The sequence below is a fragment of the Streptomyces sp. N35 genome, from assembly GCF_016464295.1.
Lineage (GTDB): Bacteria > Actinomycetota > Actinomycetes > Streptomycetales > Streptomycetaceae > Streptomyces.
The window spans coordinates 10,547-24,235 of sequence record NZ_JAEIMH010000080.1; the positions used below are offsets into that span (position 1 = coordinate 10,547).

General features: G+C 69.3%; 15 protein-coding genes. 11 read left to right on the plus strand and 4 right to left on the minus strand.

The features are described 5' to 3' along the window. Positions 1-219 precede the first annotated feature (219 nt). The 9 genes from JAO81_RS32800 (at position 220) to JAO81_RS32840 (ending at position 9,430) form a co-directional block, all read left to right on the plus strand. Positions 220-2,445: an RNA degradosome polyphosphate kinase gene (locus JAO81_RS32800; RefSeq protein ID WP_199551616.1), complete on the plus strand. Its 2,226-nt coding sequence runs from the start codon at positions 220-222 to the stop codon at positions 2,443-2,445. 103 nt (positions 2,446-2,548) lie between these two features. Continuing rightward, a complete protein-coding gene (locus tag JAO81_RS32805) occupies positions 2,549-3,562 on the plus strand; it encodes a CHAD domain-containing protein (protein ID WP_307813989.1) in 1,014 nt (337 codons plus the stop codon). Then, positions 3,559-4,035 carry an NUDIX hydrolase gene (locus tag JAO81_RS32810; RefSeq protein ID WP_199551617.1) on the plus strand — a complete coding sequence of 159 codons (477 nt, stop codon included), beginning with the start codon at positions 3,559-3,561 and terminating at the stop codon, positions 4,033-4,035. Before JAO81_RS32805 ends, JAO81_RS32810 begins: the two co-directional genes overlap by 4 nt. Before the next feature lie 362 nt (positions 4,036-4,397). Further along, positions 4,398-5,525, plus strand: coding sequence for a phosphate ABC transporter substrate-binding protein PstS (gene pstS / locus JAO81_RS32815; protein ID WP_199551618.1), 1,128 nt, complete (start codon positions 4,398-4,400; stop codon positions 5,523-5,525). 144 nt (positions 5,526-5,669) lie between these two features. Further along, positions 5,670-6,686: a phosphate ABC transporter permease subunit PstC gene (gene pstC, locus JAO81_RS32820; RefSeq protein WP_199551619.1), complete on the plus strand. Its 1,017-nt coding sequence runs from the start codon at positions 5,670-5,672 to the stop codon at positions 6,684-6,686. Next, a complete protein-coding gene (gene pstA, locus JAO81_RS32825) occupies positions 6,683-7,747 on the plus strand; it encodes a phosphate ABC transporter permease PstA (protein ID WP_199551620.1) in 1,065 nt (354 codons plus the stop codon). The genes pstC and pstA overlap by 4 nt, the downstream gene beginning before the upstream one ends. A 75-nt stretch (positions 7,748-7,822) precedes the next feature. After that, on the plus strand, positions 7,823-8,599 hold the full coding sequence (pstB, locus tag JAO81_RS32830; protein WP_199551621.1) for a phosphate ABC transporter ATP-binding protein PstB: 777 nt from the start codon (positions 7,823-7,825) through the stop codon (positions 8,597-8,599). 139 nt (positions 8,600-8,738) lie between these two features. Further along, positions 8,739-8,993, plus strand: a complete 255-nt coding sequence (locus JAO81_RS32835) for a type II toxin-antitoxin system Phd/YefM family antitoxin (RefSeq protein ID WP_199551622.1) — start codon at positions 8,739-8,741, stop codon at positions 8,991-8,993. After that, positions 8,990-9,430 carry a PIN domain-containing protein gene (locus JAO81_RS32840; RefSeq protein WP_199551623.1) on the plus strand — a complete coding sequence of 147 codons (441 nt, stop codon included), beginning with the start codon at positions 8,990-8,992 and terminating at the stop codon, positions 9,428-9,430. The genes JAO81_RS32835 and JAO81_RS32840 overlap by 4 nt, the downstream gene beginning before the upstream one ends. 75 nt (positions 9,431-9,505) lie before the next feature. Here the strand turns inward: JAO81_RS32840 and JAO81_RS32845 are convergent, their stop codons facing one another. Then, positions 9,506-10,504, minus strand: a complete 999-nt coding sequence (locus JAO81_RS32845; protein WP_199551624.1) for an inorganic phosphate transporter — start codon at positions 10,502-10,504, stop codon at positions 9,506-9,508. A gap of 6 nt (positions 10,505-10,510) precedes the next feature. After that, a complete protein-coding gene (locus tag JAO81_RS32850; protein ID WP_052582416.1) occupies positions 10,511-11,131 on the minus strand; it encodes a DUF47 domain-containing protein in 621 nt (206 codons plus the stop codon). A gap of 311 nt (positions 11,132-11,442) precedes the next feature. On the opposite strand from JAO81_RS32850, the gene JAO81_RS32855 reads away from it, so the two are divergent. After that, positions 11,443-11,793: a metal-sensitive transcriptional regulator gene (locus JAO81_RS32855; protein WP_165333941.1), complete on the plus strand. Its 351-nt coding sequence runs from the start codon at positions 11,443-11,445 to the stop codon at positions 11,791-11,793. A gap of 39 nt (positions 11,794-11,832) precedes the next feature. Here the strand turns inward: JAO81_RS32855 and JAO81_RS32860 are convergent, their stop codons facing one another. Both JAO81_RS32860 and JAO81_RS32865 read right to left on the minus strand, forming a co-directional pair. Further along, on the minus strand, positions 11,833-12,021 hold the full coding sequence (locus JAO81_RS32860; protein WP_199551625.1) for a hypothetical protein: 189 nt from the start codon (positions 12,019-12,021) through the stop codon (positions 11,833-11,835). A 328-nt stretch (positions 12,022-12,349) separates the two neighbouring features. Next, positions 12,350-13,264 carry a hypothetical protein gene (locus JAO81_RS32865; protein ID WP_199551626.1) on the minus strand — a complete coding sequence of 305 codons (915 nt, stop codon included), beginning with the start codon at positions 13,262-13,264 and terminating at the stop codon, positions 12,350-12,352. A 120-nt stretch (positions 13,265-13,384) separates the two neighbouring features. On the opposite strand from JAO81_RS32865, the gene JAO81_RS32870 reads away from it, so the two are divergent. Next, positions 13,385-13,558 (plus strand): hypothetical protein, encoded by a 174-nt coding sequence (locus JAO81_RS32870; RefSeq protein ID WP_199551627.1) that lies wholly within the window; start codon positions 13,385-13,387, stop codon positions 13,556-13,558. The last annotated feature ends 131 nt before the right edge of the window (positions 13,559-13,689 follow it).

A 13,689-nucleotide genomic window follows, 5' to 3' on the forward strand; every position in this document is an offset into this window, starting at 1 on the left:
GCCGCGGGGGGGGGGGGGCGCGGCGCGGGAGGGCCCCCGGGGGGGCCCGGCACCCCCGGGCTTCGCCCCACGATGTCCTGCACGTCATGTCGCCGTAACCGACGATTCAGACTGCCTTGCGACGCTCAGGGGATGCAGGCCCCCGCCGAGAGCCCGACCACCTCCCCCACACCCCGTATCGCGGCGGCTGGAATCGCTCCGACACGGAACAATGAGTACATGAACACGCCCCAGGTGCCCGTGCACGCCCAGCCCTCCGTCGGTTCCATAGCCGCGCACCGGCCGCACACCGTGGCCGCCGCGGTCTCGGACCTCGAACCGGACATCGACGCGGATCTCGATGCGTACGAGGAGGACGGCGAGGGCGCCGAGCTGCCGCAGGGGCGTTTCCTGGACCGTGAGCGCAGCTGGCTGGCGTTCAACGAGCGGGTGCTCGAACTGGCCGAGGACCCCGCCACCCCCCTTCTGGAGCGCGCCAACTTCCTGGCGATCTTCGCGAGCAACCTGGACGAGTTCTTCATGGTCCGCGTGGCCGGCCTCAAGCGCCGTATCGCCACCGGAGTCGCCACCCGGTCCGCATCCGGACTGCAGCCCCGTGAGGTCCTGGACCTGATCTGGAACCGCACCCGCGAGCTGATGGCCCGGCACGCCGCCTGCTTCCAGGAGGACGTCGGCCCGGCGCTCGCCGAGGAGGGCATCGGGGTCGTCCGCTGGAACGACCTCACCGAGAAGGAGCAGGCGCGGCTCTTCACCCTGTTCCGGCAGCGGATCTTCCCGGTCCTCACCCCGCTCGCCGTGGACCCGGCGCACCCCTTCCCGTACATCTCGGGGCTCTCGCTGAATCTCGCGGTCGTCGTCCGCAACCCCGTCAGCGGCCACAACCACTTCGCGCGGGTCAAGGTGCCGCCGCTGCTGAACCGTTTCCTGGAGGCCTCGCCCGGCCGGTACGTCCCCATCGAGGACGTGATCTCGGCGCCCGCGCACCTCAAGGAGCTGTTCCCGGGCATGGAGGTGCGCGCGCACCACATGTTCCGCGTGACCCGCAACGAGGACCTCGAGGTCGAGGAGGACGACGCCGAGAACCTGCTCCAGGCCCTGGAGAAGGAGCTCATGCGGCGCCGCTTCGGGCCGCCGGTGCGGCTCGAGGTCGAGGAGTCCATCGACCGCTACGTACTGGATCTGCTGATCCGCGAGCTGAAGATCTCCGAGGCGGAGGTCTATCCGCTGCCGGGGCCCCTGGACCTGACCGGTCTCTTCAACGTCTCGTCCCTCGACCGCCCCGAGCTCAAGTACCAGAAGTTCGTGGCCGGTACGCACCGCGACCTCGCCGAGGTGGAGTCCGCGTCCGCGCCCGATATCTTCGCGGCGCTGCGCGAGCGCGATGTGCTGCTCCACCACCCGTACGACTCCTTCTCGACCTCCGTGCAGGCCTTCCTGGAGCAGGCCGCGAACGACGACGACGTGCTCGCCATCAAGCAGACGCTGTACCGGACTTCGGGCGATTCGCCGATAGTGGACGCCCTGATCGAGGCCGCCGAGGCCGGCAAGCAGGTGCTCGTCCTCGTCGAGATCAAGGCGCGCTTCGACGAGCAGGCCAACATCAAGTGGGCCCGCAAGCTGGAGGAGGCGGGCTGTCATGTCGTATACGGGCTCGTCGGGTTGAAGACCCACTGCAAGCTGTCGCTCGTCGTCCGACAGGAGGGCGACACCCTGCGCCGCTACTCGCACGTCGGCACGGGCAACTACCACCCCAAGACGGCCCGTCTGTACGAGGACTTGGGGCTGCTGACCGCCGACTCGCAGGTCGGCGCGGACCTCTCCGACCTCTTCAACCGGCTCTCCGGTTACTCGCGCCGCGAGACCTACCGGCGGCTCCTCGTCGCCCCCAAGTCCCTGCGGGACGGCCTGATTTCGCGGATCAACGACGAGGTCAAGCACCACCGGGCCGGGCGGCCCGCGCATGTCCGTATCAAGGTGAACTCGATCGTCGACGAGGCGCTCATCGACTCGCTCTACCGCGCGTCGCAGGCGGGCGTGCCGGTGGACATCTGGGTCCGCGGGATCTGCGCGATCCGGCCCGGCGTCGAGGGGCTCTCCGAGAACATCCGGGTCCGCTCGATCCTCGGCCGTTTCCTGGAGCACTCGCGGGTGTTCGCCTTCGGCAACGGCGGCGAGCCCGAGGTGTGGATCGGCAGCGCCGACATGATGCACCGCAACCTCGACCGCCGTATCGAAGCACTCGTCCGGGTCGTCGACCCGGCCCACCGGGCAGCACTCAACCGGCTCCTGGGGACCGGGATGTCCGACACCACCTCGTCCTGGCACCTGGGCCCCGACGGGGACTGGACCCGGCATGCCCTGGACTCCGAAGGACAGCCCCTGCGCAACGTGCAGGAGATGCTCATCGACGCGCGGAGGCGCCGGCGTGGCTCAGCGAAACCCTGACCGCAGCGAGCCCCTGGGCGGGGGCTCCCGGTCGATGTCCATGGACGGTGGGCCGACGGCTGTGGGTGGCAGGCCGTCCACTGCGGGCGGACGGCCGTCCGCCGTGGGTGGCAGGCCGTCCACCGCGGATGGCGGGCCGCCCGCCGTGGCCGGCGGGTCCGAGGACCTCGCCCGCTATCTGCGCGGACAGGCCACCGACTTCCTGCGGGCGCTGCGCCAGCACCGCGAGAGCGGCGTCGAGGACGCCTCGGCCCCGGCGATGGCGCTGCGGCGCACGGCCCGCCGGATCAGCGGCACCCTGCACACCTTCCGGCCGCTCCTCGACGCGACCTGGTCGGACGAACTCCGTACCGAACTCGCCTGGCTCTCGGGCACATTGGCCCGCGAGCACGCCTGCACCGAGCGGCTCGACCGCCTGCTGACCGCACTGCAGCGGCTCGCGGGCTCCACCGCGCCCGTCCCGGCCCAGGCCTCCGCATCGCCCACCGGCCAGCTCACGGTGGGCGCCGCCAAGGCGGGAGCGCTGCTCGACCGCCAGCTCACGCTTGCCCGCACCCGCGCCCACTCCACGGCGCTCCAGGCGCTCGGCTCGTCCCGCTTCCACGCGGTGGCGGACAACGTCGCGGTCCTGGCCAGCGACGTCCCGCTGCGCAGGGACGCGGCGGCGCACCGGCTCGCCCCGTTCGCGGCCGATGTCGAGGCCCGCCTCGCCGACGCCGTGCAGACCCTGCCTCTCGTACGGGCAGGGCATCCGTACAACGCCGAGGCGCTGGTGCACGGCCTGTCCGCCGAGACCGCACCCGAGACCCAGGACGCCCCCTGGCACCAGGCCCGGCTGCTCCTGAGGCTGCACCGCTACGCCCAAGAGGCTCTGGGCATACGGGACTTCGACCCGCGCCTGCTCACCGCGAGCCGCGCGCTCGACCGGCACCGTGACGCGGCCGAAGCGGCGGCGGCCGCGTCCTCTGCGGCCCGTACCCCCCGTATCGCCCCGGCCACGGCCTACGCGCTCGGCGTCCTGCACGCCGACCAGCGCCATGAGGTCGAGGCCGCACGTTTCGCCTTCAAGGGGGCTTGGCAGCGGTCAGGATCCGGTTCGGCGGTGAGCCTGCCGTGAACGGGCCCGAGTCCGAGCTGGTCCGGGCGGCGGGCTGCGTGCTGTGGCGCCGGACGCGTGGTGAGCGGCTTGGAAGTGATGCATCCCGGGGTTCCGGGGGCTCCTATTCGTCGCCCCCGGCACTGGAGATCTGCCTCGTCCACAGACCCAAGTACGACGACTGGTCGCACCCGAAAGGCAAGCTCAAGCGCGGCGAGGACCCGCTCGAGGGCGCCCTGCGCGAAGTCGAGGAGGAAACGGGCCACACCTGCACACCCGGCCCCCGCCTCCCCTCGGTCAGCTATTTCACGGGCGGCCGGCCGAAAGTCGTCCACTACTGGGCGGCGGAAGCGACGGCCGGGCACTTCGCGCCCAACCGTGAGGTCGACCGCATCCTCTGGCTCTCCGCCGCGGCGGCCCGCTCCCGGGTGACCCAGCCCCGGGACCGCACGCTGATCGACCAGTTTCTCGGGCTGCTCGGCTCACTGCGCTGACGGACGGCCGGCTGCCCCGCCACGGGACCTCCGCGCACCCCCCGGACGCGCACCCGCCCCACTCCCAGATGTGACCCAGTACACCCGGTGTGCCGATTCCGTCGTAATCCGGCCGTGACCTAACCACACCGACTGCCTAGGTTCACCTGCCGTTCACTCTCGACCATCGGCCGCTTCACCTGTCCTGCCTAATTTCGGCTGTACACGGTGCGTGTCGCTGGCGAAAAACGGCCGGCAGCCCACCGAGATGCTTGGACATTCCCAAGGCATGGGCCCTCCAGCGGGCCGCACAGACCTCATACGTCACGTACGACATCGCACGCCGCTGCCACAGACGGCGGCTCCTGGAAGGAACTCCCGAAGTGAAGCTTCAGCGCATGAACCGGCGGGCCCTCACCCTCGGTGCTCTCGCCGTCTCCGGCGCCCTGGCCCTCACGGCGTGCGGCTCGGACGACACCAGCGGCGGCGCCGGCGGCAACGAGAGCGCGCCCGCCGCCAACTCGAACATCAAGTGCGAGGACGCCAAGGGCCAGCTCCTGGCCAACGGCTCCTCCGCACAGGCCAACGCGATCCAGACCTGGATCAAGGAGTACACGGCCTCCTGCAAGGGCGTGCAGATCAACTACAAGCCCGAGGGTTCGGGCGCGGGTGTCACCGCGTTCCTGCAGGGCCAGACCGCGTTCGCCGGCTCCGACTCCGCGCTCAAGCCCGAGGAGCTCACCGAGTCCGCGAAGGTCTGCAAGGACAGCCAGGCCATCGACCTGCCCATGGTCGGCGGCCCGATCGCGGTCGGTTACAACGTTCCGGGTGTCGACAACCTGGTCCTGGACGCCAAGACCCTGGCGGACATCTTCAACAACAAGATCACCAACTGGGACGACGCGGCGATCAAAAAGCTGAACCCCGACGCCAAGCTCCCGGACACCAAGATCCAGGCCTTCCACCGCTCGGACGAGTCCGGCACCACGGACAACCTGACCAAGTACCTGAAGGCCGCCGCGCCCGACGCCTGGCCGTACGAGCCGGGCAAGGCCTGGGAGCCCAAGGGCGGCCAGTCCGCTCAGGGTTCCTCCGGTGTCGCCCAGCAGGTGAAGCAGACCTCCGGCTCGATCTCGTACATGGAGCTGAGCTACGCCAAGGACGGCATCAACACCGTCGCGATCGACACCGGTGCCGGCACCCCGGTCGAGGCCACCGTCGACAACGCCACCAAGGCGATCGCCGACGCCAAGGTCGTCGGCAAGGGCAAGGACCTCGCCCTCGAGCTCAACTACGCCACCAAGGCCGAGGGTGCCTACCCGATCACCCTGGTGACGTACGAGATCGTCTGCGAGAAGGGCAACAAGGCCGAGACCCTGGCCGCCACCAAGTCCTTCCTCGGCTACGCCGCCAGCGAGGACGGCCAGTCCAAGCTGAAGGAGCAGGGCTACGCCCCGATCCCGGCCGAGATCAACGCCAAGGTTCGCGAGACCATCGCCGCCCTGAGCTAATGGAACCGAGTGCGGCCGGGCGGGCGCACACCGCGACCCCCCGCCGCCCCGTCCGGTGCCCCGCCGCCAGGAGCAGCGGCACACGCTGCCGCTCCAGGAGCAGCCCGCAACAAGCAGGGCGCGCTCCGCAGACCGGAGAATCCCATGGACATATCACCTTCCACCACCGCACCTCCCCCACCGCCGCAGGACCTGAAGGCCTCGTCGCCCGTCTCGCACAAGGCCGCTTCGCGCGGTGCCACCCGCCCCGGTGACCGGATCTTCCTCGGTCTCTCCCGCGGCTCCGGCATCCTGCTCCTGCTGATCATGGCCGCCATCGCGGCCTTCCTGACCTACCGCGCCTCGATCGTCCTCTCCGAGAACGAGGGCAACTTCCTCACGACGTTCGAGTGGGACGCCAACTCCATCCCGCCGGTCTTCGGTATCGCGGTCCTCGCCTTCGGCACCGTGATCTCGTCGATCATCGCGATGCTCATCGCGGTCCCGATCGCCGTCGGTATCGCGCTCTTCATCACGCACTACGCGCCGCGCAAGCTGAGCGGTCCGATCGCCTACGTGATCGACCTGCTCGCCGCGGTGCCCTCCATCGTCTACGGCCTGTGGGGCGCCCTCTTCCTGGTGCCGCACCTGACCGGGTTCTACAGCTGGCTGAACGACTACTTCGGCTGGACCGGGATCCTGGAGTGGCAGGGCGGCGCCCCCCGCTCGCTGCTCACCGTGGGCATCCTGCTCGCGATCATGATCCTGCCGATCATCACCAACGTGAGCCGTGAGGTCTTCAAGCAGGCCCCCCAGATGCACCAGGAAGCGGCACTCGCGCTCGGCGCGACCCGCTGGGAGGTCATCCGGATGTCGGTCCTGCCCTTCGGCCGCTCCGGCATCATCTCCGCCTCGATGCTGGGCCTCGGCCGCGCGCTCGGCGAGACGATGGCCGTCGCCACGGTGCTCTCCCCGAGCTTCCTCATCAACACCAGCATCCTGGACCCGGGCGGCGGCACCTTCGCCCAGAACATCGCCAGCAAGTTCTCCGAGGCGACCGTGCAGGGCCGTGACGCGCTGATCGCGTCCGGTCTGGTGCTCTTCGTCATCACGCTTCTGGTCAACGGCGCGGCCCGCGCGATCATCGCCCGCCGCAAGGAGTACTCGGGGGCCAACGCATGAGCCACGTCATCGACACCAAGCAGCCGGCGAGCACCCTCCAGGGAGCGCGCCTGCCCAGCTGGGCCCCGTATGTCATCGCGGCCGGATCCATCGCCGTGGGCTGCGGCATCGGTCTCGCGGGCGGCCTCGACAGCCGTATCCAGTGGGGCCTGATCGCCTCCATCCTGTTCCTCCTGGTGACCTACCTCCTGGCCGCCAAGATCGAGGGCGGCCGGCAGGCCAAGGACCGGATGGCCACCAGCGTGGTCTGGGTCGCGTTCCTGCTCGCCGTGATCCCGCTGGTCTCCCTGATCTGGGAGACCGTGGCCCGCGGCATCAAGGTCCTGGACAGCTACTTCCTGACCACCTCGATGGGCGTCCTCGCGGACACCGACGTCGGCGGCGGTATCTACCACGCCCTGATCGGCACCCTGGAGCAGGTCGGTCTCGCGACCCTCATGGCCGTCCCGGTCGGTCTGCTGACCGCGATCTACCTGGTCGAGTACGGGCGCGGCAAGCTCGCCAAGGCCGTCACGTTCTTCGTCGACGTCATGACGGGCATCCCGTCGATCGTCGCCGGTCTGTTCATCCTCAGCTTCTGGATCCTGATCCTGGACATGGGCTACTCCGGCTTCGCCGGCGCCATGGCCCTCGCAATCCTGATGATGCCGGTGGTCGTCCGCTCCACCGAGGAGATGCTCAAGCTCGTACCGAACGAGCTGCGCGAGGCCTCCCTCGCCCTGGGTGTCCCGAAGTGGCGCACGATCCTGAAGGTGGTGCTCCCGACCTCGATCGGCGGCATCACCACCGGTGTAATGCTCTCGGTGGCCCGTATCGCCGGTGAGACGGCCCCCGTGCTGCTCCTGGTGTGGGGCAACCCGCTGATCAACACGAACCCGTTCGACGGCCCGCAGGCCTCGCTGCCGCTGTACATCTACCAGCAGTACGCGAACAGCGCCGGCTCCCCCGCGGCGTACGACCGGGCGTGGGCGGCGGCCCTCACCCTCATCATCCTGATCATGGTCCTCAACCTGGTGGCCCGCGGTATCGCCCGCTGGAAGGCCCCCAAGACGGGCCGCTGACGCGGCCAGGAGGCTCCGCACGGAGCCGCTCAGCGACCCCTCTCGCAAGACCTTCCGAAAGAAGCAGTGATTGAAATGGCCAAGCGAATCGACGTCGGCGGACTGACCGCCTACTACGGATCCCACAAGGCGATCGAAGACATCTCGATGACGGTCGAGCCCCGCTCGGTGACGGCCTTCATCGGCCCCTCCGGCTGCGGCAAGTCGACCTTCCTGCGGACCCTGAACCGTATGCACGAGGTCACCCCCGGCGGCCGCGTGGAGGGCAAGGTCATGCTGGACGGCGAGGACCTGTACGCCTCCGCCGTGGACCCGGTGAACGTGCGCCGCACGATCGGCATGGTCTTCCAGCGCCCGAACCCGTTCCCGACCATGTCGATCTTCGACAACGTCGCGGCGGGCCTGCGCCTCAACGGCAACTACAAGAAGGCCGAACTGGCCGAGGTCGTCGAGAAGTCCCTGCGCGGCGCCAACCTCTGGAACGAGGTCAAGGACCGTCTGAACAAGCCGGGCTCCGGCCTCTCCGGCGGTCAGCAGCAGCGTCTGTGCATCGCCCGCGCCATCGCGGTCGAGCCGCAGGTGCTCCTCATGGACGAGCCCTGCTCGGCCCTCGACCCGATCTCGACCCTCGCGATCGAGGACCTGATCGGCGAGCTCAAGGAGCGCTTCACGATCGTCATCGTGACGCACAACATGCAGCAGGCGGCCCGTGTCTCGGACCGCACCGCGTTCTTCAACCTCTCGGCGGTCGGCCAGCCCGGCCGGCTCATCGAGATAGACGACACGGAGCGCATCTTCTCCAACCCGTCCGTGCAGGCCACCGAGGACTACATCTCCGGCCGCTTCGGCTAGGCCGACTCCGGATCTGCCGCGCGGTGCTGCATGGCGGTGCCACCGCACGGCCCGGGCCCGCCTTCCCTTTTACGGGGAGGGCGGGCCCTCTTTCTCGTACGGCCGACGCCGGCCCCGTCGGCGTAATACCATGTCCTACATGGAAGCCACGGCACGCGAGCTCAATCAGCAGTCCTCGGCGCTCCTCGACCGGGTCGAGCGCGGCGAGGAGATCACCGTCACGCGCAACGGGCGCCCCGTCGCCCGGATCGTCCCCATAGACCACACGACTGTTCCCGCGTTTCCGCCTGGGCCCATCGGACCCATCGAGCTCCCCCAGATCGATCTCGGCCCGGACATGACCAATGAGGAGATGCAAGCCCTCCTCGAAGGGATGGGCGAGGACGGCCTGTGATCGCCATCGCCGACACCAACGCTCTCATCCGACTGCTTTCACCTTCGTTCGCCGGGCATCGCGAGCATGCCGACGCCCTCACCGAGATCGAGCACCTTGTCGTTTCTCCCCTGGTGATCGCCGAACTCGACTACATGCTCAGCCGCCGCAGCGGCGTACAGGCGGCGCTCGCCGCAGGACGGTTCATCGAGACGTACGCCGCCCGCCGCAAGTTCTCCGTCCCCGACGTCGCCCCGCACCTGAGCACCGCACTCGCTGTCGCCGACGGCTACCGGGACGCGGACGGCGGCAAAGGCGTAGGGCTGACTGACGCCATGAACGTCGCGCTTGCCGCTGCCTATGGCACCGACGTGCAATTCACCTCGGACAGACACTTCCGCATGATCCGCCCCCTCACCGGCCACACCGCGTTCCGTCTCCTCCCCGAGGACCGCTGACCCCGTCTGCACAGCAAACGGGCCGGTCCTCCCCGTCGGAAGGACCGGCCCGTAGCCGTACAGAAAGCGCAGGCGCTACAGGAACGCCAGGTTCACGAGCCAGAAGCTGAACGCCGCCACCAGCGCCGCCGCCGGCATCGTGATGAACCAGCCCAGGATGATGTTCTTGGCGACACCCCAGCGCACCGCGTTGACCCGCTTCGTCGCCCCCACACCCATGATCGCGGACGTGATGACGTGCGTCGTCGAGATCGGCGCGTGGAAGATGAACGCGGTCGTGAACATGATGCCCGCGCCCGTCGTCTCGGCCGCGAAACCCTGCGGCGGATCAAGCTCGATGATCTTCCGGCCGAGCGTGCGCATGATGCGCCAGCCACCCGCGTACGTGCCGAGCGACAGCATCACCGCGCAGGAGACCTTCACCCAGATCGGAATCGGGTCCCCGGGAGCCTCGACATCGGCGATGACCAGGGCCATCACCACGATGCCCATGGTCTTCTGCGCGTCCTGCAGACCGTGCCCGAGCGCCATACCGGCCGCGGACACCGTCTGCGCGATACGGAAGCCGCGCTTGGCCTTGTGCGGGTTGGACTTCCGGAACATCCACATGATCGCGACCATCACCAGATAGCCCGCGATCAGACCGACGACCGGCGAGATGAACATCGGGATGACGATCTTCTCGATCACACCGGACCAGATCACCCCGATCCCGCCGGCAAGGGCCGCACCCACGAGTCCGCCGAACAGGGCGTGCGAGGACGACGAGGGCAGGCCGAAGTACCAGGTGATGAGGTTCCAGACGATCGCGCCGACCAGACCGGCGAACAGGATCCACATGCCCCTGTTGCCGTGCGGCGTCTCGATGATGCCCTCGGAAACGGTCTTCGCGATCCCGCTGCCCAGGAAGGCACCCGCCAGGTTCATCACCGCGGCCATGGCGAGCGCCGCACGAGGCGTCAGGGCACGCGTGGAGACCGATGTGGCGATGGCGTTCGCGGAATCGTGAAAGCCGTTCGTATACGTGAAGAAGAGGGCGACACCGATGGTGACGACCAGTGCGAAGGTGTCCACGAAGCCTCAGGACTCCTTGACCGCGATGGTCTCCACGGTGTTGGCGACGTGCTCGAACGCATCGGCCGCCTCCTCGAGCACATCGACGATCTGCTTGAGCTTCAGCACCTCCATGGCGTCGTACTTGCCATTGAAGAGCTGGGCGAGCAGCTTGCGGTGGATCTGGTCGGCCTGGTTCTCGAGACGGTTGACCTCGATCCAGTACTCCGTGAGGTTGTCCATGGTCCGCAGGTGCGGCATGGCCTCGGCGGTCAGCTCCGCGGCGCGGGCGAGCACCTCGATCTGCTGCTCGACGCCCTTGGGCAGCTCCTCGACCTGGTAGAGGACGACGAGGTCGACGGCCTCCTCCATGAAGTCCATGATGTCGTCCAGCGAGGACGCGAGGTTGTAGATGTCCTCGCGGTCGAAGGGCGTGATGAACGAGGAGTTCAGCTGGTGGAAGATCGCATGCGTGGCGTCGTCTCCCGCGTGCTCCGCGGCCCGCATACGCTCTGCGATCTCGGCCCGGGCGGAGGAATCCGCCCCGAGCAGTTCCATGAGGAGCTTCGAGCCCGTCACGATGTTGTCCGCGGAAGCCGCGAACATGTCGTAGAAGCTCGTCTCCCTGGGGGTCAGACGAAAACGCACGTGGGGTCCTCGGGGTGCTTCGGGTTCGGTGAGGCTGATGCTAGGCGCATCAACCGGCCACGGCTAACCGGCCGCTCCCCAGTGTCGCCCATCGGGCACAGTGATCAGCACTGGCCCTCCCATGACGGGGGCCTCGCCGGGGTATGGCCGGGGAGTGACCCCCGGACGAAGGCCGGGCGACGGGCGGGATACGGCGGGAGCGAGAGCCCTGGCCGATACGGGCGTGTCGAGTACCATATACCCACCAGGGGTATCTCGGGAGCTGCCGGAGGAGTCCGGGAGAATCGGGGATACGCGATGAGGAGGACGGGATGACCACCACCGAGGCCGGCGCCACCACGCCCGAGCCCGCACCCGTGGTGACGGACCACGACCGCGGGGTGCACGGGTATCACAAGCAGAAGGAAGAGCACCTCAAGCGGCTGCGCCGGATCGAGGGCCAGATCCGCGGTCTGCAGCGCCTGGTCGACGAGGACGTCTACTGCATCGACATACTCACCCAGGTCTCGGCCTCGACCAAGGCCCTCCAGTCCTTCGCCCTGCAGCTCCTGGAGGAGCATCTGCGGCACTGCGTCGCGGACGCGGCGCTCAAGGGCGGCGAGGAGATCGACGCGAAAGTGGAAGAGGCGACGAAGGCGATCGCCCGGCTGCTGCGTACGTGAGGTTCGGGTGGTGCCGGGTGTGACCTCGACACGTCCCGGCTACCCCTCCCTCTCGGCCTGTCCGAACACGTCCCCCACCACTCCGAGCACCTCGTCGATCCGGTCCGCGCTGAGCCGCTCCTCGTCCGCGGCGGATGCCGCGATGATGAGGTCGCCGCACAGCTCGATCTCGGCGAGGGCGACGTGGTCCTGAACCGCTCCCCTGCCCTGGGCCGGAGCCACGTACATCACCTCTTTCCGCCGTCGGCGGTCGCAGATTCCCAAGCGTCGGCTCTCCCGGGCCCCGGCTCCGCGCAGCCTCCGCAGAGCCTCCGACTGCCCGAGTCCCGACTTCCTAGAGTAGGGAGCGGTCTACGGAACGCGCATGGCACGTACGGACCATTTCGGGTCGTGAAATCGGGCCCCGCGAAGGCGGGTTCGGGCCACGCGGGGATGTGTTCCGGCCGCCCGATGGCGGGTTCGCGCCAGGCGGGAGCGGGTTCGGGCCGCCGGGCAGTCCGTTCGGGCCGCCTGGCAGCTCGTTCGGGCCGTCCGCCATCCGGTTCCGGCCGGGAGCTCAGCCCTGTGCGATCTTGCCCGCGTAGATGTCGCCGGACTCGGGGAGCTTCGCCGCCGCCTTCGTCCCGAACGCGTCCAGCCAGGTCGTCGACATCACCGCGACCGCCTTCCCGTGTCCTGAACCGGAACCGGCGGGCGCCCCTGAAGCGCCGCCTGAACTGCCGCCTTCGGTCTGCCCGTTGGCGAAACTGAACTCATGGCGGATCTTGCGCAGCCGCCCCTCGTCGTCGAGGTAGGCGTCGAACGGCACGGTGTCCTTGGTGAACCCTTTCGCCGCCGCCCGCAGCACCGCCCTGTTCTCCTCGGGTGCCAGCTCCGCCGCACGCGCCAGATCGACCACGCCTCGGTAGTGCCGCACCGCGACACCCTCGACCTCCGCGGGCCCCACGTACTCCACCGAGCGTGCGCCGCGCAGGAGTTCGGCGGCGGTGAGCGGGTCGGTGGCACCGCCGGTGACGAGGTTTCCGTCGGAGAGTGTCGTGGTGTCGATACGGACCCACTTGTCGGCGGGGACGCCCGCGCCCCGGTTCTTCATGTACAGCGCCCCGGGCGCGAGCATCTCCGTGATCGGGCCCTGCGGCTCGACGCCCGCCGGGTCCTGCGGCAGCTGCACCCTGAGTTCGCCGACGCGGCGTACGAAGTCGTATGTGCCGGAGCCGCGGATCGTGACCCGGGTGCCGCCCGAGGCCATCTCCATCGAGGTGCGGGCACGGGCCGTGCCGGCCAGGACCAGCTCGTCGGCCGCCTGCTGCAGGGCCTGGTGCGGATCGCCGCCCGCGTCGTCCGCGGCGGCACCACCCGGGGAGCACCCCGCCGTGGCCAGGACAAGACAGGCCAGTCCCGCGCCCACCGGAGCGGCCAGGAAGCGCCGGCTCCTGCCGCTGCGACGCTTCTCGAGCTGCTGCACCACCATCGCCTGCCTACCCCCAACACTGGCCGTCCGTACGCGGGCCCCCTTGTGCTTCGCTTAACGACCAGTGCCGGTCCCCGTCACGGGCCTTGAGCATGGGCCGTGGGCGGCTACGGTTGAAACGTGCAACAAAAGCCTCCACCCCCTGGCGAACCCGACCCGGCCGCGGTCCACCACACCAGCACGGTCGAGCAGGGCAAGTTCTGCACCGCGCACTGCACCTGCGGCTGGCGCGGTCCGGCCCGCAGGGCACGCTCCAAGGCGAGATCGGACGCGCTGGAGCACGCGAGCGTCTGATGCTGTGGGTGCTGAGGGCGACGAATAGGAGCCCTCAGAAACCCCGGGAAACCCCGCCCCCCCGCCGCCCCCGCCCCCCCCCCGGCACCCCCCCCCCCGCCCCCCCCCCCCCCCCCCCCCGCACCCCCCCC

Excerpts from the sequence above, each read along its gene's own strand:
- JAO81_RS32855 (WP_165333941.1), top strand. The coding sequence starts at position 11,443 with ATGACCACCACCGAGGCCGGCGCCACCACGCCCGAGCCCGCACCCGTG.
- pstA (WP_199551620.1), top strand. The coding sequence starts at position 6,683 with ATGAGCCACGTCATCGACACCAAGCAGCCGGCGAGCACCCTCCAGGGA.
- JAO81_RS32835 (WP_199551622.1), top strand. The coding sequence starts at position 8,739 with ATGGAAGCCACGGCACGCGAGCTCAATCAGCAGTCCTCGGCGCTCCTC.
- JAO81_RS32865 (WP_199551626.1), bottom strand. The coding sequence starts at position 13,264 with ATGGTGGTGCAGCAGCTCGAGAAGCGTCGCAGCGGCAGGAGCCGGCGC.
- pstB (WP_199551621.1), top strand. The coding sequence starts at position 7,823 with ATGGCCAAGCGAATCGACGTCGGCGGACTGACCGCCTACTACGGATCC.
- JAO81_RS32800 (WP_199551616.1), top strand. The coding sequence starts at position 220 with ATGAACACGCCCCAGGTGCCCGTGCACGCCCAGCCCTCCGTCGGTTCC.
- pstC (WP_199551619.1), top strand. The coding sequence starts at position 5,670 with ATGGACATATCACCTTCCACCACCGCACCTCCCCCACCGCCGCAGGAC.
- JAO81_RS32860 (WP_199551625.1), bottom strand. The coding sequence starts at position 12,021 with ATGTACGTGGCTCCGGCCCAGGGCAGGGGAGCGGTTCAGGACCACGTC.